Here is a 17,924-nt window from a genome sequence, read left to right on the forward strand (position 1 = left end):
CACCCGCCTGCCGGATCGCCACCGTGACCCCCATCGCCGCCGCGAACGCGTCCGCGCAGCGGGCCGCGGGGGTAGGTTGCGTGCGCAAGGACGCCGTGGAGCCCGCGCGGCGCGAGGAGACCGACATGGACCACCGCACGGTCGAGGCCCGGCTGCGGCTTCGCTACTTCCTCTGGACCGGTGTCGCCCTGGCCGTCCTCGGCGGGCTGATCTCGGCGCTGGCCCTGCGCGACGACTCGGGCGGCGGCCACGCCGCGGCCGTCGCGCTGGCCGTGCTCACGCTCACCGCTGCCGCGGTCTTCACCGCGATCGCCGTGATCGGCTGGGGCGTCTACCTCGGGATGCGGGCCGCCGGGTTCGTCCGCGGACCGGCCGAGGACGGCGCCCACCGGTGAGCCAGGCTTGGCGCCGGAGCCCTAGGTCCTCCCTGGTCGGGACGTCGGTCCCTCCCCCGTCGCCGCGGAGACCGGTCACCGTGGGACGACGAGGCGGCTCGGGCGCTCGCCAGCGGTGCGCAGCTCGCGACGAAGAGGCTCGGGGCAAGGTCGACTTCGCCGGAACACGTGCCGCCCACCGCGGTGGGCGGCCGAGGACAGGAGTCGACATGACCACCCAGCAGGACGCCGGCAGCTCCGCCGCCTTCAGCGCATGCACCGCGTCCTCCGACGTGGCCGCCGGATTCCCCGAGCTCGACGTGCGCGGCATCCCGCTGGACCAGCGGTGCCCGGCGATCACCGCCGCCCTGGAGGCCCTCGCCCCCGGGGAGGGGCTGACGATCATCACACGCCACAACCCGCTCCCGCGCATGCAGCTCGCCCTCGGGCCGATGCTCGCGACCCAGGTCCAGCTGCGCTCCATCGCCGCGTGCCCGAGCTGCTGGCGCCTCTCCCTGGTCCGGGTCTGAACGACCCTGCTCCCCGGTCCGTCCGCGGGCGCCCGAGTGGGACCGGAGTCACAGGACCCTGTCCCGCCCAGCGAGGACCAGCCGGGACCTACGGCTCTCCTCACCGCCTCCCCCGGCGCTGATCATGGATCCGTGAGCAGCTTCACCATGGTCCGGTCGAACCCACCGACAGCCGGTGAGGTCGCGCTGTTCGCTCACGGCCGGCTCGACTCCTACTTCTTCAGCTACGGCGACCTCGACCTGCTGTGCGCCAGCTGCGGGTTCACCCTCTTCCGCGGCCTGCCCCGCCTCGGGCCGGACCACCGTCTGCTCGCCGAGTGCCCGGGCTGCGGCGACTTCATGAGCGCGACCGTCTGACCGCGGGGCGCGAGTACGGCGGCCGACCGGTCCGAAAGTCCCCCACGCCCGCGCCCGGGCTGCCAGGCTGGGTCGCGTGCACGAGGACGACGGCCGTGGCTGAGACGACGAGGGCCGTGGAGCGCGAGGGGGAACGGCGCCTCCCCATGGCGCTGGCCGTCCTCGCCGCCGTGGGCCTGGACCTGCTCGTCCCGGCCGACTTCACGATCGACGCGGTGACGCGCATCGCCTACCCCGTGGTGCTGCTGCTCCTCCTGGGACTGCTCGTCGTCGGTGACCCCGGCCGGATCGACCGGGAGCGACCCTGGCTGCGGGTGACGACCGGCGCGATGATCGTGCTGATCACGCTCTCCACGATCGTCTCTGCGGTCCGGCTCGTGCGCGGCGTCCTCGACAAGGCCGAGTTCGACTCGGCCGGCCAGCTGCTCAGCCTCGGGGCGGCGGTCTGGGCGACCAACGTCATCGCCTTCGCCCTGTGGTACTGGCACCTGGACTCCGGTGGTCCCGTCGCCCGCGCGCACGGGACCAGCCGCAGGCCCGCGGCCTTCCACTTCCCCGAGCAGAACCTCGAGGAGCTCGTCGCAGCCGGCTGGTACCCCCAGTTCGTCGACTACCTGGCGCTGTCGTTCAACACCGCCACCGCCTTCAGTCCCACCGACGTGTCCGCGATCCGGCACTGGTCCAAGCTCTGGCTCGTCGCGGAGTCGGCGATCTCGCTGGTGATCGCCGGGCTCGTCATCGCCCGGGCGATCAACATCATGTAGCGACGAGGGCCCGTGCGGTTGGATACCCGCATGGCCAACTTCGCCGACTTCCAGCTGGACCTCTACTTCGCCGGCCTGGCAGGTGGCCTGCCGCCGTACCCCCTCACCTTCGCGGGTCTCGAGGCCGCGGCACGGGAGAAGATGGAGCCCCGCCTGTGGGACTACGTCGCGGGAGGCGCAGGCGACGAGCACACCCAGCGGTCGAACGTCGAGGCGTTCGGGCGCTGGGGCATCCTCCCGCGGATGCTGGCTGGGGCCGCGGAGCGCGACCTCGGTCTGGAGCTGTTCGGACACGCCCTCCCCGCACCGGTCTTCCTGGCACCGATCGGGGTCCTGGGGGTGATGACCGACGACGAGCACGGCGACGTCGCGGCGGCCGCGGCGTCGGCCGCCACCGGGATCCCGATGGTCGCCTCGACGCTGATGCAGGACCCCCTGGAGGAGGTCGCCGCGGCGCTGGGGGACACGCCCGGCTTCTTCCAGCTCTACACGCCGAACGACCGCGAGCTGGCCGAGAGCTTCGTGCGTCGCGCCGAGGCTGCCGGCTTCCAGGGCATCGTCGTCACCCTGGACACCTGGACGCTGGGCTACCGACCCCGCGACCTCCAGCACGCCACCTTCCCGCAGCTGCGCGGCTACTGCCTGGCCAACTACTTCTCCGACCCGGTCTTCCGCTCGAAGCTGGCGGCGCCGCCCGAGGAGGACCCGGGGGCTGCGACGATGGCGTGGGCGTTCACCTTCGGCAACCCCGGGCTGTCGTGGGACGACCTGGCCTGGCTGCGCGGGCTGACCGACCTGCCGCTGCTGCTCAAGGGGATCTGCCACCCCGACGACGTCCGTCGCGCGAAGGACGGCGGGGTCGACGGCATCTACTGCTCCAACCACGGGGGCCGCCAGGCCGCGAGCGCGCCGGCCCTGGACCTGCTGCCCGCGGTCGTCGACGCCGCGGAGGGGATGCCGGTGCTGTTCGACTCGGGCGTGCGCTCGGGCGCCGACGTGGTCAAGGCCCTCGCGCTCGGCGCGACGGCCGTGGGCATCGGCCGTCCCTACGGCTACGGCGCGGTCCTCGGCGGGGCGGCCGGCATCGAGTTCGTGGTGCGCTGCCTGCTCGCCGAGGCCGACCTGACCATGGGTCTGAACGGCTACGCGAGCCTCGCCGAGCTCGGCCGTGAGGTCCTCGTGCGCTGCTGACCGGCAACACCGGGCGGCTGGTACATCCGTACCAGCCGCCCCGGGACCGCGGACTCGGGGCCGGCGGGCGGTTCGGCTCTCCCGCGGGCACCGCGGTCGCGGGACCGTGTGGTGGACAGCCCGCCGTCGTCGCCTCCCCCAGCCGATCCGGCGGGCTGTCTACTGCCCGGCGCCGCGGTCCGCGGCGCTACTTGAAGATCGCCAGCAGGTCGCGCACGGCCGTGTCCGCCTCGGCGGGGTGCCGCAGCCGCAGGTCGGTGTGCAGGCCGTAGGCGTTGCGCCGCCCGACCTTCTCCTTGGTGACGTAGCCCGCGTCCTCCAGGTCCCGGAGGATCGCGTGCGCAGCCCGCTCGGTGATCCCCACGACCTCCGCGATCTCCCGGACCCGGGCGTCCGGGTCACGGCTGAGCGCCACCAGCACGTGTCCGTGGTTGCTCAGGAAGGTCCAGCCGTGAGCGGCACCGGTCGCCATGGCGGCAATCTAGCCCAGCCGGAGTGGTCGAGATCACCAACGTACGAATCTAGACACATGTATTCAATTTCATGTTTGATGATTCACATGAACCCACTGGTCGCCGCCCGCCGGTCGCTCGCCACCCTCGCGGGCCTCGCCGTCGCACTCGCCGCCCTCGTCACCGGCCTCGTCGCCACCCGCGTCGAGCTTCCTCCCGCCGTCGACGGGGGCCCGGACGCACTGCGTGTCGTCCTGATGGTCTACGTCGCCCTCCTCGGGTGGCTCGTGGCCACCTATGCCGCGACGAACCTGCGCGGCCAGCCGCGGCCGGGCCGGTTCGCCGCCCTCCTCGTCGCGACGGTCCTCGGCCTGCTGCTGATGGTGACGGCCGAGGAGCTCGTCGTCGCCGCGATCGGCTGGACGGTCAGCGGGACGGCGACCGCCGCCCTCGTGGCCCACCGCGACGACCCCCGTGCCCGCCGGGCCTCCCGGGTCGTCGGCGTCCGGCTCGCCGCGAGTGACCTGGCCCTCTGGCTGGCCGTCCTCGGCTGGTACGCCGGGGCGCCGGACGGCGTCGTCGGCGTGGCGGTGGCGGTCGCCGTCGTGGTGCGCTCCGCGCTGGTGCCGGCCCACCGCTGGCTGCCCGAGACCGCCGAGGCGCCCTCCCCGGTCTCCGCCCTCCTGCACGCGGGAGTCGTGAACGGTGGCGCGATGCTCGGACTGCTCTTCTGGCCGCTGCTCGGCGCGAGCCGCGCGGCCCTGCTGCTCCTCCTGGTCGTCGGCCTGGTCTCCGTGGGCGTCGGCCTGGTCACCATGCGGCTGCGCCCGGACGTCAAGGGGCGGCTCGCCGCGTCGACCACGGCCCAGATGGGCCTGGTGGCGGTCCAGCTCGGGCTCGCGCTCCCGGCCGCGGCGCTGCTGCACGTGCTGGGACACGGCTGCTGGAAGGCCTGGCTGTTCCTGCGGGCCGGCGGCTCGGTCGAGCGCCAGCGGCTCGCCACCCGGGCAGTCGCGCGAGACGCGGCCGGGCAGGTCCTGGCCACCTGCGTCGCCGTCTGCCTGGTGGCGGCCGTGGTCGTGGCCGCCGGATCCGTCGGACGAGACGCCGCCGGCCTGGTCCTCCCGGCCGTGCTCGCGGCCGCCGTCGCGGGGGTGGGCGTCCGCGAGGCGCTCCGCCTGGAGCGCAACCCGGCCACGACGCGGCTCGCCCTCACGGTCGCGGCCGCACTCGTCCCGGCGGCCTACCTGGGCTGGGTCGCCGCCGCCGAAGCGCTCACCGGCACCTGGTTCGACACCGGGACCGACGGTCCCGCACCGGGGTACGTCGCCCTGCCGGCAGCGCTGCTCGTCGTCGCACTGGGCCTGGGCGCAGCGCGACTCTCCCCGGTCAGCAGCGGTGCCGTCCCGACCGCGGTGGCCGCCTCCCTGCTGCCCCCCGGCGCCAGGGCGAAGGGGTCCCTGGACGTCACCCCCACCGAGCCCGCGACCCTGCTCGGCGGCCTGCCCGCCGGCCAGCTCGGCACCGTCGTCGCACTGGCCGCCGGCACCGTCGGCCCGGCCTGGCCGCTGCGATCCATGGTCGCTGCGAACCCGCTCGCGCCCCTGGAGAAGCTCGCCGTCGAGGACGCGGCCGCCACCGTCCGGCTCCTGCACGGGCGGGACCCCCGGCCGCGGCTGCACACCTTCCTCGACCTCCACTCCCGCGGCGTGGTCCCCGACCACGCCCTGCGCCGCTCGCTCGCCGAGCACGACCCGACGGGACCCAGCCGCCCCGGCGTCCCGCGGCTCGGCAGTGCCGCACCGGGACCGCTGTCGGGCATCAGCCCGGCCGACCTGGTGGAGTTCACCCGCGCCATCGCGACCGGAGAACCCGACGCGGCACCCCTGCGGGCACGTGCCTGTGACCACCTGGTCCCCGCGACCGGTCCCGCCCCGGCCGAGGTCCTCGACCTCCAGCTGGCGGCCTGGACCGCCCGCGCCTGGTCGACGACGACACCGGACGGGGAGTCGGACAGCGACCCGTGGACGCTCTGGCGCTCCTCGATGAGCCACCGGCTCGCAGGCCTCACCTGGGGTGTCGCGGGCACCGACACCCTGGCGCGGGAGCTCCCGGCCGACCCCGCGCTCGCGGTCGCGGCGCTGTGGCCCCGCGTGGAGCGGATCGTCGGCGACCAGGACCTCTACACCTACCTGACCTCGGTGCTCGCCGCCGGTCGTGGCTGGGCGGCCCACGCCTCGTGGCGGGCCCGCACGACCGGTCGCCCGACGCCGCTCCTGCAGCTCGTGGCGCTGCACATGGCGCTCGACGTCGTGCTCGCGGAGGCCGCGCTCAGCCGGGGGGCCCGTCGCACCCCACCGGTCCTGCGACCGGCACCCGACGCCGCGACGACGGCCCACCTGGTCAGCGTGTGGCAGCGCGGCCTCGACCTGAGCGCCCGCGACGGGCTGCTGCGCGGGCTCACGGGCTCGGCGGCCGGTCGCGCCGGGTCCACGTCGCAGCCTGCTCCTGCGGTGTCCTCGGTGTGGTGCATCGACGCGCGGTCCGAGCGGGTCCGCCGGCACCTCGAGCGGCACGACGGGCACGCGACCTTCGGGTACGCCGGGTTCTTCGGCGCCCCGGTCCGCCACCTCGACGCCGACGGGCACGCGGCCGACCTCTGCCCGGGCATCCTGCGCCCCGCCACCGACGTCGCCGAGGCGGCGTCCCCGCTGCCACCTGGCGCCGCCCTGCGCCGGCTGCTCGCGCGCACCGGGTCGACGCCGGCCGCCGCCTTCGGGTGGGCGGAGATGAGTGGGGCGCCGGCGTTGGCCGGCATCGTCGCCGCGAGCCTCGTCCCCGCTCGCTGGAGGTCGTGGGGCTCGGCGTCCGCTCCGACCAGCACCCGCCGCCCGGTGGTCGAACGGCTCCCGCACGCCCTGGCCGTCGACGCCGCCGAGCAGCTGCTGCGCTCGACCGGGCTCGCCGAGCAGCCGACCGGGACGGTCGTCCTGGTCGGCCACCGGTCGAGCACCGAGAACAACGCGTTCGCGTCGGCCTATGACTGCGGCGCCTGCGGCGGCAACAGCGGCGCGGTGAACGCGACGCTGGTGGCGGACGCGCTCAACGACCCTCAGGTGCGGGCCGCCCTCGCCGAGCGCGGGGTCGCCGTGCCCGCCTCGACCCTGGTCGTGGCGGCTGCGCACGACACGACGACCGACCGGGTCGTCCTGCTGCGCGACCGCACGACCGAGTCGGCGGAGGCCGCCGCCCGGCTCGACCGGGTCGCCGCGGAGCTGGCGCAGGCGGGTGCCGACGCGGCCGCGGAGCGCGGGCTGGCGCTGCCCACCTCCGGCCGCGGCCGGCGCCTGCACCCGCTGGAGCAGCGCGCCGCTGACTGGGCCGAGCCGATGCCGGAGTGGGGACTGGCCGGCAACATGGCGCTCGTCGTCGGTCCGCGAGAGCTCACCGCTCCGCTCGACCTCGGCGGGACGGCGTTCCTGCACTCCTACGAGCCGGAGCTGGACGCCGACGGCTCGCTGCTCGAGCAGATCATGACCGGCCCCGTGGTGGTCACCCAGTGGATCAGCTCGCAGTACTACTTCTCCGCGTCCGCACCGGAGCTGCTCGGCGCCGGCGACAAGACGACCCACAACGTCGTCGGTGACGTCGGCGTGCTCACCGGCGCCCACGGCGACATCCGCTGCGGGCTGCCGTGGCAGGCGGTCGCGAGCCACGATCCCGTGGCCGCGGGCGGCGACACCAGTCACCTGCGCCACCTGCCGGTGCGCCACCTCGTGGTCGTGACGGCCGACCCGCGTCGGGTGTCCGAGGTCGTCGAGCGGCACGCGGCGCTGCACCAGGCGGTCGGCAACGGGTGGATGCAGCTGGTCTCGCTGCCGCCGACCGGCGAGCCGGTGGAGCTCGACCGCAACCTGCAGTGGCAGCCGTGCGTCGTCCCAGGACTCCCGACCGGGGACGCCGAGCCGTCGCGGCGACAGCGCGCGTGACCGCGGCGGCGCTGCTGCCGTCCGGGCACCCCCACCGAGGCGCCCTCGCCGCCGTCGCGACCCGGCACCGCAAGACACCGTTGCTCGCCCGGGCCCTCGGGGGCCCTGGTGGCCTGCGGCTGCGGACGGTCCCGGTGGACACGGACGCGTTCGGCACCTTCACCGGTGACGTCACCCGCACCGGGACCGCCGTCGAGACTGCGGTCGCCAAGGCCCGGTGCGGGGTCCGCGTCGCCGGGCACCCGGTGGGGCTGGCCTCGGAGGGGTCCTTCGCTCCGCACCCCGTCGTCGGTTTCGTGACCCACCAGGTCGAGCAGGTGGTCCTCGTCGACGTGCGCACCGACCTGGTCGTCGTCGGTCGCGCCGAGGCACCGGCACCCTGGGCCGGGTCGTGGGTGGCGGAGGACCCGGAGGACGTGCGCGCGCTCGGCGAGCTGCTGGCCGGGTCGGGACAGCGGCTGGTGGTCCGGCCCGACGACCCGGTGGCCGCCGGCCGCGGCATCGGGGTCACCAAGGGGATCGAGCGGGCGGACGACCTGGGAGGCGCCGTCGAGCTGGCCGTGGCGGCGTCCGGCACCGGGCGGGCGCGGGTGGAGACCGACCTGCGCGCACACGTGTGCCCCCGGCGACACCCCGTGCTCCTGGGGGCGGCGCGCGACCTCGCCGTACGCCTGCGGACCCGGTGCGTCTCCTGCGGGTCGCCCGGCTTCGGGCGGAACGGCACGGTCCCGGGCGCGCCGTGCGCCTGGTGTGCCCGGCCGACCGCCGAGCCGCTCGCCCGCGTGGACTCGTGCCCGGCGTGCGAGCTCCGCGTGGAGACCGCGGTCGGTCGGCCCGCCGACCCGGGCCGGTGCTCGCACTGCAATCCGTGACATGCGCACGATCTCGCGACTTGACATGGGTCCGTGGATACCGGAATCATCCTTCATTAGTGGAGGGGAGTAGTCCCCGCTGGTCCATCGTCAGTACGGCCCGCCCGAGCGGGCCCGGTGGCCAGGTCGCTCCTGCGGCGGGCGAGACCCCCGGAGACGGACTGCCTACGGCAGTCCCGGACCGGAGGATGTGTCGTGGACGTACCACTGTGGGCCTGGGGCGCTGTCCTGGCCGTCATCGTCGGCATGCTCGCCGTCGACCTGCTCGCGCACCGCAAGGCGCACGTCGTGTCCGTGCGGGAGGCGGCGGCCTGGAGCGCCGTCTGGGTCGCCCTCGGCCTCGCCTTCGGCGGCGTGGTGTGGGCGGTCTGGGGCGCCGGCGCCGGAGGCGAGTACTTCTCCGGCTACCTCATCGAGAAGAGCCTGGCGGTCGACAACGTCTTCGTCTTCGCGCTGATCTTCTCCGCCTTCGCGGTGCCGCCCGCCTTCCAGCACCGGGTGCTCTTCTACGGTGTGCTCGGGGCGCTGGTGATGCGGGCCGCCTTCATCGCCGGCGGGGTCGCCCTGCTGGACCGGTTCCACTGGGTGCTCTATGTCTTCGGCGCGTTCCTGGTGCTCACGGGGATCAAGATGCTCCGCCAGCATGACCAGCACCCCGACCCGACCAGGAGCCGGACGTTCCGCCTGGTCCGCCGGGTCCTGCCGACCACCGACGAGTACGCCGGCCAGCGGTTCTGGGTGCGGCAGGGGACCCGCTGGGTGGCGACTCCCCTGTTCGTGGTGCTGGTGCTGGTGGAGGTCACCGACGTGGTCTTCGCCGTCGACTCGATCCCGGCCATCCTCGCGGTCACGCAGGAGCCGTTCCTGGTGTTCACCAGCAACGCCTTCGCGATCCTGGGGCTGCGGGCGATGTACTTCCTGCTCGCCGACCTGATGCACCGCTTCGTCTACCTCAAGGTCGGGCTCGCGGCCATCCTCGTGCTCGTCGGGGTGAAGATGCTGCTCCTCGACGTGGTCAAGGTCCCGACCGCGCTCTCGCTCGGCCTGATCAGCCTGTTCCTGGTCACCGCCGTGGTCGCGAGCCTGGTCCGGACCCGCGGGACGGCGCCCACGGACGATCCCGACCAGACCCAGCCCGACGGCGTCGAGGAGCGGACGCCGGTCTGACCGTCAGCGCCGGACCCAGCACCACACCGTCTTGCCGGTGGGCGTGCGGTGGGTGCCCCACTCCTCGCTGATCGCCTCGACGATGTTCAGGCCCCGGCCGTGCTCGTCGTCGTCGTGCGGGCGCCGGCGACGCGGCCGGAGCAGGTCGCGGTCCTGGACCTCCAGCAGGAGCCGGTCACCGGTGGCCCGCAGGCGCAGGTCGATCGGCGGCCGCGCGTGCAGGATCGCGTTGGTCACCAGCTCGCTCGTCGCCAGCACGATCGGGTCGACCAGCTCGTCGTCGACCTCCCAGCGGGCGAGCTGGCCGCTGACGGCGTGTCGTGCGTCCCCCGGGGCGCTGGCGACGCTGCCCAGGCGGACCTCGAAGACCTGTCCGGCGTCCGGCACCACGCGCACGGCGACCAGGGCCACGTCGTCGTCACGCTCGTCGCCGACCAGCGTGTCGACCAGCGCGGCCGGCAGGTCGGCGAGCGGTCGGTCCGCCCACGCCGCGAGCAGGTCGGCGAGCGCGGCGACGCCCTCCTCGATGTCTCCGCCCCGCCGCTCGACGAGGCCGTCGGTGTAGAGCAGCAGGACGTCCCCGTCGGTGACGTCGACGACCACCGGCTCCGCGCCGAAGAACCCCGCGCCGAGCGGCGGCCCCGTGGCCTCTGCGTCCTGCCGGACCACCCCGCCGTCCGCCGAGCGCAGCACCAGCGGCGGCAGGTGGCCGGCGTTGGCCCAGGTGAGCGTCTGCTCCACCGCGTCGTGCACCGCGTAGATGCAGGTCACGATCTGGTCGCCGGTGAGGTCCTGGACCAGGGTGTCGAGGTGCTCGAGCACCTCGGTCGGGGCGAGGTCGAGCGTCGCGAACGCGCGGGCCGCGGACTTCAGCTGGCCCATCACCGCCGCGGCCCGCACGCCGCGGCCCATCACGTCACCGACCACGAACGCCGTGCGCCCCGCACCGAGGTCGAGCACGTCGTACCAGTCGCCGCCGACCTGGGTGCCCTCCACCCCGGCGTGGTAGGTGGCCGCGACCTCGAGCTGCTCCACGTCGAACTCCGCGGCCGGGAGCAGGCTGGCCTGCAGCTCCTCGGCGATGCGGCGCTCGCGGGCCGCCGCCTCGCGCTCCGCCTGGGCGGCGATCAGCCGCTGCTGGGTCGCGCGCTGCTCGGTGATGTCCTGGAACGATCCGCGCAGCACGCGCTTGCCGTCGGTCCGCGGCGGGGTCAGCTCGCCGCGCGCCTGGAAGAGCCGCTCCTGCCCGGACGGCAGGACCACCCGGCTCTCGTACTCCACCAGCGACCCGGGCCGGGCCTCCGCCAGCCGCGCCTCGACGGTGGCGAGGTCGTCGGGGTGGACCCGGGAGCGGATGACCGCCTGGGTGCCCAGCTCCTGCAGCTCCTCGGCGGTGAGCTCGAGCATCTCCAGGAACGTGTGAGAGGCGTAGATCGTGTCGTCGTCAGTGTTGATCTCCCAGCTGCCGACGCGGGCCAGCCGCTGCGCCTGGTCGAGCAGCACCTCGCTGCGCTCGAGCGCCTCGCGCAACCGCTGCTCGCGGTCCAGCGCGAGCGTCACGCGGACGCGGGCCAGGAGCTCGCGCGCCGAGAACGGCTTGACCAGATAGTCGTCGGCGCCGGCCTCCAGGCCCTCGATCATGCCCTCCTCACCGGCGCGTGCCGAGAGCATGATGACCGGGATCGCGGTCAGCGCGGGGTCCGCCTGCATCCGCTCCAGGAGTCCGAACCCGTCGAGCCGCGGCATCATCACGTCGGTGATGACGAGGTCGGGGCGGGCCGTCTCCATCCGGTGCAGCGCATCGAGTCCGTCGGCCGCCACGTCGACGTCGACGTCCCGCCCGATCGTGTCGGCGATGTAGGCGCGCATGTCGGCGTTGTCGTCGACGACGAGGACCCGCGGGCGGTGCGGGACGTCCGGTGCGCCGTCCGGTTGCGCCGTCGGCCCCGCGGCGTCGGCGCCCTCCTCGGGGAGCCAGCTCAGCGCCTGCGCGACCATCTGCGCGGCCGGCCCGGCCACCGGGTCGACTCCGGTGAGCTCCTCGTGCACCTGGTCCGCCGGGAGGTGCTCGCGGCCGGACGGGACCCGGACCGTGAAGGTCGTGCCCTGGCCCATCGTGCTGGCGACCTCGATCCGACCGCCGTGGAGGGCGACGAGCTCGGCGACGAGCGCGAGCCCGATCCCGGATCCCTCGTGGGTGCGCGAGCGCGCGCCGGCGACCCGGTGGAAACGCTCGAAGAGGTGCGGGATCTCGGCCTCCGGGATGCCGGTGCCCGTGTCGGTGACGGTGAGCACGACGTCCGAGCCGTCCGCGTCGACCCGGATGCCCACCTCGCCCTCGAAGGTGAACTTCAAGGCGTTGGACACCAGGTTGAGCACGATCTTGGTCCACTGGTCCTGGTCGACCCAGGCCCAGAGCGGTCCGCGGCAGGAGACGTCGAGGCGCAGCCCGGCCCGGTCGGCGGCGGACTGGAACATCGCGGCCAGCTCGCCGGTGAGGCTGCAGACATCGGTACGCCGGAAGCTCGACGTCGCCCGGCCCGACTCCAGCCGGGAGAAGTCGAGCAGCGTGTTGACCAGCTGCAGCATCCGCTGCCCGTTGCGCACGATCGTCGACAGGCGCTGCCGCTGGTGGGGAGGCAGCGGCTCGTCCTCGCTGACGAGGGCGTCCTCGGCCGGGGCGAGCAGCAGCGTCAGCGGCGTCCGCAGCTCGTGACTGATGTTGGCGAAGAAGTCGTTCTTGGCCTGGTCCAGGCGGGCCAGCGTCTCGGCGCGCTGCTTCTCGGCCTCGATCGCCCGAGAGTCCGAGATCGCGGCGGACAGGGTGGCGGCGACCAGGGTGAGGAAGTCACGGTAGGAGTCGTCGAAGGGCCGGTGCGGGTTGAGTCCGGCGACCAGGAACCCGTAGGGGTGCTCCTGGGCCGGCTGGGCGAGAGGGACGAGGTAGGCGGCCTCGGGCGGGACCTGCCAGGCACCGGTGGGGAGGTCGGTGAACCGCCCGGTGAGCGGCTCGAGCACGCCGTCACCGGCCCAGAGGCGGCCGACCGGCCACGGCCCGTCGGCTCCGAGCACCTCCGGGGCAGCCGGGTGCCCGGCGTCGATGCCGGCGGTGCCGGCCAGCTCGGCCCGCTCGCCCCCCTCGTCGAAGAGGTACACCGCGACGAACGGGATCGTGTAGGGGTTGGTCTCGAGCTGCTCGCACGCGGCGCGGACCGCGGCGAGCTCGTCACCGGCCGTGCCCATCCCGACGCCGAGGTCACGCAGCGTGGTCATCCGCCGCGTCGCCACCACCTGCTCGGTCTCCTCCGAGACCACGCAGAGCATCCCCGCGATCGCCCCGTCGTCGTCGGCGAGCGGGCTGTAGGAGAAGGTGTGGTAGGTCTCCTCGACGTAGCCCGAGCGCTCCAGGAAGAGCATCAGCGCCTCGTCCCAGGTCGCCTCACCGGTCGCCATCACGCGCTCGATGCGCGGGCTGACCTCGGCCCAGATCTCCGACCACACCTCCGCCGCCGGACGGCCCAGCGCCCAGGGGTACTTCTTGCCGAGGGTGTCGCGCCGGTAGGCGTCGTTGCAGAAGAACGTGAGCTCTGGACCCCACGCCATCCACATCGAGAACTTCGACGTCAGCAGGATCCGGATCGCGTTGCGCAGGCTGAGCGGCCAGGCGTCGGGGTCGCCCACGGGTGTCGCCGACCAGTCGACGCGCAGGAGGTCGGCCCCCACGAGGCCGCTCGAGCGCAGCGTCTCGCGCATGGAGGTGGCTGCCACGCTCTCCGCCCTTCGGTCCGGACCACCGACACTAGCGACAGTGCCCGGCCGCGGGCCACATCAGTCGGGGGCGCTGCGGAAGCGGGCTCGGTAGGCCGCGGGCCCCAGGCCCACGTGCCGGCTGAAGAGATCGGCGAACGCACCCGGGTCGCGGTAGCCGACCGCGTGCCGGATGTCGGTGACGGTGCGGTCGCTGGTCTCCAGCAGCCTCCGGGCCCGCTGGACGCGCCGGCGCTGCAGGTAGGGAAGCGGCGCCTCGCCGGTCTCGGCGCGGTAGCGCCGCAGCAGCGTCCGCGGGCTCACGTGCAGGTGCCCGGCGAGCGCGGCGAGGTCGTACGGCTCGGCCAGCTGCTGGTCGAGCAGGCGCTGGACCTGCCGGGCGAAGGACGACCCCGGGACCGGGAGCAGCGCCTCGTCGACGTACGGCGCCTGGCTCGTGCGGCTGTCGTCGACCAGCGCGATCCGGGCGGTCCGCCGGGCGACGGTCCGGCCGCAGTGGCGCTCGACGAGCCCGATCACGAAGTCGAACATCGCGCTGAAGGCCGCCGTCGTCGTCACCCCGCGGTCAGTCACCACCAGGCGGTCCGGGACGACCCGGGCCTGGGGGTGACGCCGGGCGAGGGCGTCGGCGAACAGCCAGGAGGTGGTCGCCTCGCGATGGTCCAGGAGCCCGCTCGCGCCGAGCAGGAAGGCGCCGACGCAGAGTGACACGATCGCGGTGCCCGCCTCCGCGTGCGTGCGCAGGAGCTCGACCTCGGGACCCAGGCGGTCGAGCCGGTCGCCGAGGTCCTCGGTCGGATCCAGGTCGAAGCCGGGCACCACGAGGACGTCGACCGGCCGCACCGCGGCGACACCGATGCTCACCCCGCCCGAGGCCACGACGCGCCGGCGCGGCGACAGCACCATGGTCGAGAACGGATCCCGCCCGGGCTCGTGGGTCTGCGTGACGTGCCGGGCCATCGTCAGCAGGTCGACGACGCCGAAGACCTCGGACGCGAAGCAGCCGGGGTAGGCCAGGGCACCGATGCGCAGCGAGTCCTGCTCCACCCCGCCCTCCTCCCGTCCTGCGCCGACCGTCAGGCCGGACTGCCCTCGCGCAGCGCGTCGACGACGGCAACCATGTCCGCCGAGCCCAGCCCGAGCCGCTCGGCCCCAGCCAACAGCCTGGCGCACTCCCTGATCAACGGTGTGGACGCACCGGTGCTCGCGGCGAGCTCGAGGATCAGCCGGCTGTTGTAGTGCACGTCGCGCACCGACGCCTGTGCCTCGTGGTCGCCCTCGACGAGCTTGGCCATCTTGCCCCGGGAGACCGCGCTCGCCATCGGGCCGGCGTCGAGGACCGCCTGCAGCACGCCGAGGTCGACGCCGCTGGACTCGGCGAGGTGCACCGCCTCCGCGAGCCCGGTCACCATCGCGATGAGGAAGACGTTGACCGCGAGCTTGGTCTCCAGGCCGCGGGGCACCGGTCCGCAGTCGACGACCGAGGCGCACATCGGGGCGACGACCGGCCGCACCCGGGCGACGTCGTCCGGGTCACCCGCCAGCATCGCGACGAGCTCGCCGCGCTCGGCGGGCACCCGGGAGCCGGACACGGGCGCCTCGACGTACCTCCCGCCGGCGGCCGCCACGCGGCGACCGAGCACGGCCGACGACTCCGGCGACACGGTGCCCATCTGCACCACGGTCCGTCCGGCCACCGGCGCGGCGAAACGGTCGCCCTCGCGGCCGAGGACCTCGTCGGCGACCCCGGCGTCCGCCAGCATCATCAGCACCACCGAGCACCGTTCGAACACCTCCGCCGGGCTGTCGGCCGTCGCGGCCCCGAGCTCCTGGAGCCGGCGCAGCGGGGGGTCCGACCGGTTCCACGCCACCACGTCGGTGCCCGCAAGCACCAGGCGGGCGGCCATCGGCTCGCCCATCCGGCCCAGCCCGAGGAAGCCCACCGCGGTCCCGGTCACGGCAGCAGCCTCCGCCGGAGGTAGGCGATGATCTCGTCGCGCGCCTGGACGGTCGGGTGGCCCTCCTCGTCGACGAGGTGGGCGGTCACCACGCTGTGCGGCGTCCCCACCACGTCCCGGAAGAACGGCGGCGGGTCGGGGTTCGCGACCGCTCCGGGCAGCACCCGACCGTCGAAGCGCGACCCGAGCAGCGCCTCGTACGCCGCGAACCTCGCATGCGTGCACCACCGGTCGGTGTCGAACCGGTAGCCGATGACGTCGAGGTCGTCGCGTTCGACCCGGTCCCGGACCGCGGTCGCGTCCGCCTCCGACAGCTCGAGGCCACCCGGGTCGTCGAGGGGCAGGGAAGGGTGGTTGACCACCGCCGCGACCACGGCCGGCTCGACGAGCATGGTCAGTGCGAAGTTCCCCGTGAAGCACATCCCGACCGCCCCGACGCCGGGGCCACCGCACTCGTCGTGCGCGACGCGCGCCAGGGCCCTGAGCCGGTCGACCACCGGGCTGGTCCCGCCCCCGGCGAACGCCCGGAACTCCCTGCTCACGCAGGCGCGCCGGATGATCGGCTCACCCAGCTCGGTGGTCGGGTAGGCACCGTCGACGCCGAAGAGCGACGGCAGCCACACCGCGAAGCCCCCGTCCCGCACCCATCGGGCGAACCGGGCGACATCCGGGCTGATGCCCGGCATCTCCGGCAGCACCAGCACGGCCGGCCCTCGTCCGCCGACGTGGACGACGGTCTCGATGCCGTCGGTCGTCAGGACGCGCCGCTCGAGGTCGGCGAGGTCGTCGTCGCGCTCGTCGGGGCGATGGACCATCAGAGCCTCCTGGTGCGGCGTGGCGGGCGGCCATTCTCGCCCCCACCTCGGTGCCCGCCGTGGGGCACGATCGCCAACCTCGAGGGGGATCCCGCCAGGTCGCCAAGGCCCCTGGACAGAGAACGGCCGCGGTCGATGCCTCCCCCAGGGGCACCGGCCGCGGCCGTTTCCGTGGTCGACCGGTCAGCGCACCCGGGCGGTGAGCGTGGCGGTCGTGTCGCCACGGTCAGCGCACCCGGGCGGTGAGCGTGGCGGTCGTGTCGCCGGTCGAGGTGGCCGTGGTGGCGACCGCGAGCCGGAACTTGTAGGTGCCCTTCTTGGTCAGGCGGGGGAAGGAGACCCGGGCCTTGCCGTTGGTGGCGCGGGCGAGGGTCTTGACGGTGGTCCAGTGACCGGTGGCGCGGGCCGCGCCCTGGTCCGCGCCGCGGGCCGAGCCGGCCGTCCAGACCTGGAGCTGGAGGTCCTCGCCGTTGTCGCCGGAGACCGTCACGGTGTCGGTGCGCACGGCCGAGCCGCGGCTCACGGTGGTGGTGCCGGCAGCGAAGCCGTCGATCTCGGTGTCGTACTTGGGGGCGTCGGCGGTGGTGGGCTCACCGTCGGTGACGCAGGCGACCGTGCCCTGCCAGTGGTAGTTGGTGCCACCGACCTGGACCCAGGTGATGGCGTAGGACGCGGTGCCGGCGTCCCACTGGGCGTGGTCGGCCAGGTTGAACGCGTGCTCGCCGGACCAGGTGCCCTCGTTGTTGTGGAAGTTCAGGGTCTGGGTGCCCGCCGGGGTCTGGACCCGGACGTTGACGTCGTTGGCCTGGCCCGCGGGGATGTTCGCGGGGTAGTCGACCGTGACGCCGGCACACGTCGGGTCCTGGTACTTCCAGTTCCAGTCGAACGGCGTACCGGGGTCGGTCGGGGTGCCCGGGTCGGTCGGGGTGCCCGGGTCGGTCGGCTCACCGGGGGTGCCGGGGTCGGTCGGGGTGCCCGGGTCGGTCGGCTCACCGGGGGTGCCGGGGTCGGTCGGGGTGCCGGGGTCGGTCGGCTCACCGGGGGTGCCGGGGTCGGTCGGGGTGCCCGGGTCGGTCGGGGTGCCCGGGGTGCCGGGGTCGGTCGGGGTGCCGGGGTCGGTCGGCTCGCCGGGGGTGCCGGGGTCGGTCGGCTCACCGGGGGTGCCGGGGTCGGTCGGCTCACCGGGGGTGCCGGGGTCGGTGGGGGTGGTGGGGGTGCAGGGGCCGACCCAGAAGACCTTGGTCTTGGTGTCGTTGCCCTTGGTGCCCTCGGTCTCGGTGGTCAGCTTGACGTGGTAGCCCTGGTTGGCCTTCGGCTCGCCCTTGAAGGCCAGGGTGTAGGTGCGGACCGTGTTGAGCTGGCTGCCGGCGGCGGGAGCGCCGAGCACGACCTTCTTGGGTCCGGTGACGGTGATGTCGACGTCCTTGGTCGGCGACTGCGCCTCGAACTCGACCGCGGAGGTCGCGGCCCGCTGGTAGCCGTACCACTGGACGTCGAAGCTGCAACCCACGTGCGGGTCGTTGCTCTCGTCGGCCGCGCCCCCGACCTCGGAGATCTTCACGGTGCCGGTGTTCCCGGCCGGCGCGGCGCCGGCCGGGGAGGCGCCGAGGACGGCGAACGCCGGGACCAGCGTCGCGGTGGCGACAGCGGCGGCGGCGGTGACGAGTCGAGCTCGCATGACGGGATG

At 74.3% G+C, this 17,924-nt stretch carries 14 protein-coding genes; 8 read left to right on the plus strand and 6 right to left on the minus strand.

Annotated features, from left to right (window positions below; translation table 11 throughout):
- Positions 1-23: 23 nt before the first annotated feature.
- From ACILRH_RS11560 to ACILRH_RS11580, 5 genes are all read left to right on the plus strand, one after another.
- Positions 24-395 carry a hypothetical protein gene (locus tag ACILRH_RS11560; protein ID WP_395693403.1) on the plus strand — a complete coding sequence of 124 codons (372 nt, stop codon included), beginning with the start codon at positions 24-26 and terminating at the stop codon, positions 393-395.
- Between the two features lie 209 nt (positions 396-604).
- Entirely contained in the window at positions 605-904 is a 300-nt protein-coding gene (locus tag ACILRH_RS11565) for a DUF2249 domain-containing protein (RefSeq protein WP_395693405.1), read from the plus strand.
- A gap of 132 nt (positions 905-1,036) precedes the next feature.
- Positions 1,037-1,261, plus strand: a complete 225-nt coding sequence (locus ACILRH_RS11570; protein ID WP_395693407.1) for a hypothetical protein — start codon at positions 1,037-1,039, stop codon at positions 1,259-1,261.
- A 95-nt stretch (positions 1,262-1,356) separates the two neighbouring features.
- Entirely contained in the window at positions 1,357-2,025 is a 669-nt protein-coding gene (locus tag ACILRH_RS11575) for a hypothetical protein (RefSeq protein ID WP_395693409.1), read from the plus strand.
- 30 nt (positions 2,026-2,055) lie between these two features.
- Positions 2,056-3,216: an alpha-hydroxy-acid oxidizing protein gene (locus ACILRH_RS11580; protein ID WP_395693411.1), complete on the plus strand. Its 1,161-nt coding sequence runs from the start codon at positions 2,056-2,058 to the stop codon at positions 3,214-3,216.
- Between the two features lie 187 nt (positions 3,217-3,403).
- On the opposite strand, the gene ACILRH_RS11585 is transcribed toward ACILRH_RS11580, so the two are convergent.
- On the minus strand, positions 3,404-3,688 hold the full coding sequence (locus ACILRH_RS11585; RefSeq protein WP_395693413.1) for a helix-turn-helix transcriptional regulator: 285 nt from the start codon (positions 3,686-3,688) through the stop codon (positions 3,404-3,406).
- An 87-nt stretch (positions 3,689-3,775) separates the two neighbouring features.
- Between ACILRH_RS11585 and ACILRH_RS11590 the strand changes: the two genes are divergently transcribed.
- The 3 genes from ACILRH_RS11590 to ACILRH_RS11600 all read left to right on the plus strand — a co-directional run bounded on the left by ACILRH_RS11590 (position 3,776) and on the right by ACILRH_RS11600 (position 9,696).
- Complete coding sequence (locus ACILRH_RS11590) at positions 3,776-7,657, plus strand: putative inorganic carbon transporter subunit DabA (protein ID WP_395693415.1); 3,882 nt, start codon at positions 3,776-3,778, stop codon at positions 7,655-7,657.
- On the plus strand, positions 7,654-8,529 hold the full coding sequence (locus tag ACILRH_RS11595) for a DUF6671 family protein (RefSeq protein WP_395693417.1): 876 nt from the start codon (positions 7,654-7,656) through the stop codon (positions 8,527-8,529). The genes ACILRH_RS11590 and ACILRH_RS11595 overlap by 4 nt, the downstream gene beginning before the upstream one ends.
- A gap of 195 nt (positions 8,530-8,724) precedes the next feature.
- The gene (locus ACILRH_RS11600; protein ID WP_395693419.1) at positions 8,725-9,696 is read left to right on the plus strand and encodes a TerC family protein; all 972 of its coding nucleotides are present in this window, start codon (positions 8,725-8,727) and stop codon (positions 9,694-9,696) included.
- A 3-nt stretch (positions 9,697-9,699) separates the two neighbouring features.
- On the opposite strand, the gene ACILRH_RS11605 is transcribed toward ACILRH_RS11600, so the two are convergent.
- The 5 genes from ACILRH_RS11605 to ACILRH_RS11625 form a co-directional block, all read right to left on the minus strand.
- Positions 9,700-13,464, minus strand: a complete 3,765-nt coding sequence (locus ACILRH_RS11605) for a SpoIIE family protein phosphatase (RefSeq protein WP_395693421.1) — start codon at positions 13,462-13,464, stop codon at positions 9,700-9,702.
- A 60-nt stretch (positions 13,465-13,524) separates the two neighbouring features.
- The gene (locus tag ACILRH_RS11610) at positions 13,525-14,511 is read right to left on the minus strand and encodes a GlxA family transcriptional regulator (protein WP_395693423.1); all 987 of its coding nucleotides are present in this window, start codon (positions 14,509-14,511) and stop codon (positions 13,525-13,527) included.
- A 29-nt stretch (positions 14,512-14,540) separates the two neighbouring features.
- On the minus strand, positions 14,541-15,422 hold the full coding sequence (locus ACILRH_RS11615; protein WP_395693424.1) for an NAD(P)-dependent oxidoreductase: 882 nt from the start codon (positions 15,420-15,422) through the stop codon (positions 14,541-14,543).
- The gene (locus tag ACILRH_RS11620; protein WP_395693426.1) at positions 15,419-16,237 is read right to left on the minus strand and encodes a dienelactone hydrolase family protein; all 819 of its coding nucleotides are present in this window, start codon (positions 16,235-16,237) and stop codon (positions 15,419-15,421) included. The genes ACILRH_RS11615 and ACILRH_RS11620 overlap by 4 nt, the downstream gene beginning before the upstream one ends.
- Positions 16,238-16,463: 226 nt before the next feature.
- The gene (locus ACILRH_RS11625; RefSeq protein WP_395693428.1) at positions 16,464-17,915 is read right to left on the minus strand and encodes a hypothetical protein; all 1,452 of its coding nucleotides are present in this window, start codon (positions 17,913-17,915) and stop codon (positions 16,464-16,466) included.
- Positions 17,916-17,924 lie beyond the last annotated feature (9 nt).

Source organism: Nocardioides sp., from assembly GCF_044226765.1.
Taxonomy (GTDB): Bacteria; Actinomycetota; Actinomycetes; order Propionibacteriales; family Nocardioidaceae; genus Nocardioides.

Bases quoted from the DNA above. Each gene is read 5' to 3' on its own strand.
- ACILRH_RS11580 (WP_395693411.1), top strand. From the start codon at position 2,056: ATGGCCAACTTCGCCGACTTCCAGCTGGACCTCTACTTCGCCGGCCTG.
- ACILRH_RS11585 (WP_395693413.1), bottom strand. From the start codon at position 3,688: ATGGCGACCGGTGCCGCTCACGGCTGGACCTTCCTGAGCAACCACGGA.
- ACILRH_RS11620 (WP_395693426.1), bottom strand. From the start codon at position 16,237: ATGGTCCATCGCCCCGACGAGCGCGACGACGACCTCGCCGACCTCGAG.
- ACILRH_RS11625 (WP_395693428.1), bottom strand. From the start codon at position 17,915: ATGCGAGCTCGACTCGTCACCGCCGCCGCCGCTGTCGCCACCGCGACG.
- ACILRH_RS11590 (WP_395693415.1), top strand. From the start codon at position 3,776: ATGAACCCACTGGTCGCCGCCCGCCGGTCGCTCGCCACCCTCGCGGGC.
- ACILRH_RS11565 (WP_395693405.1), top strand. From the start codon at position 605: ATGACCACCCAGCAGGACGCCGGCAGCTCCGCCGCCTTCAGCGCATGC.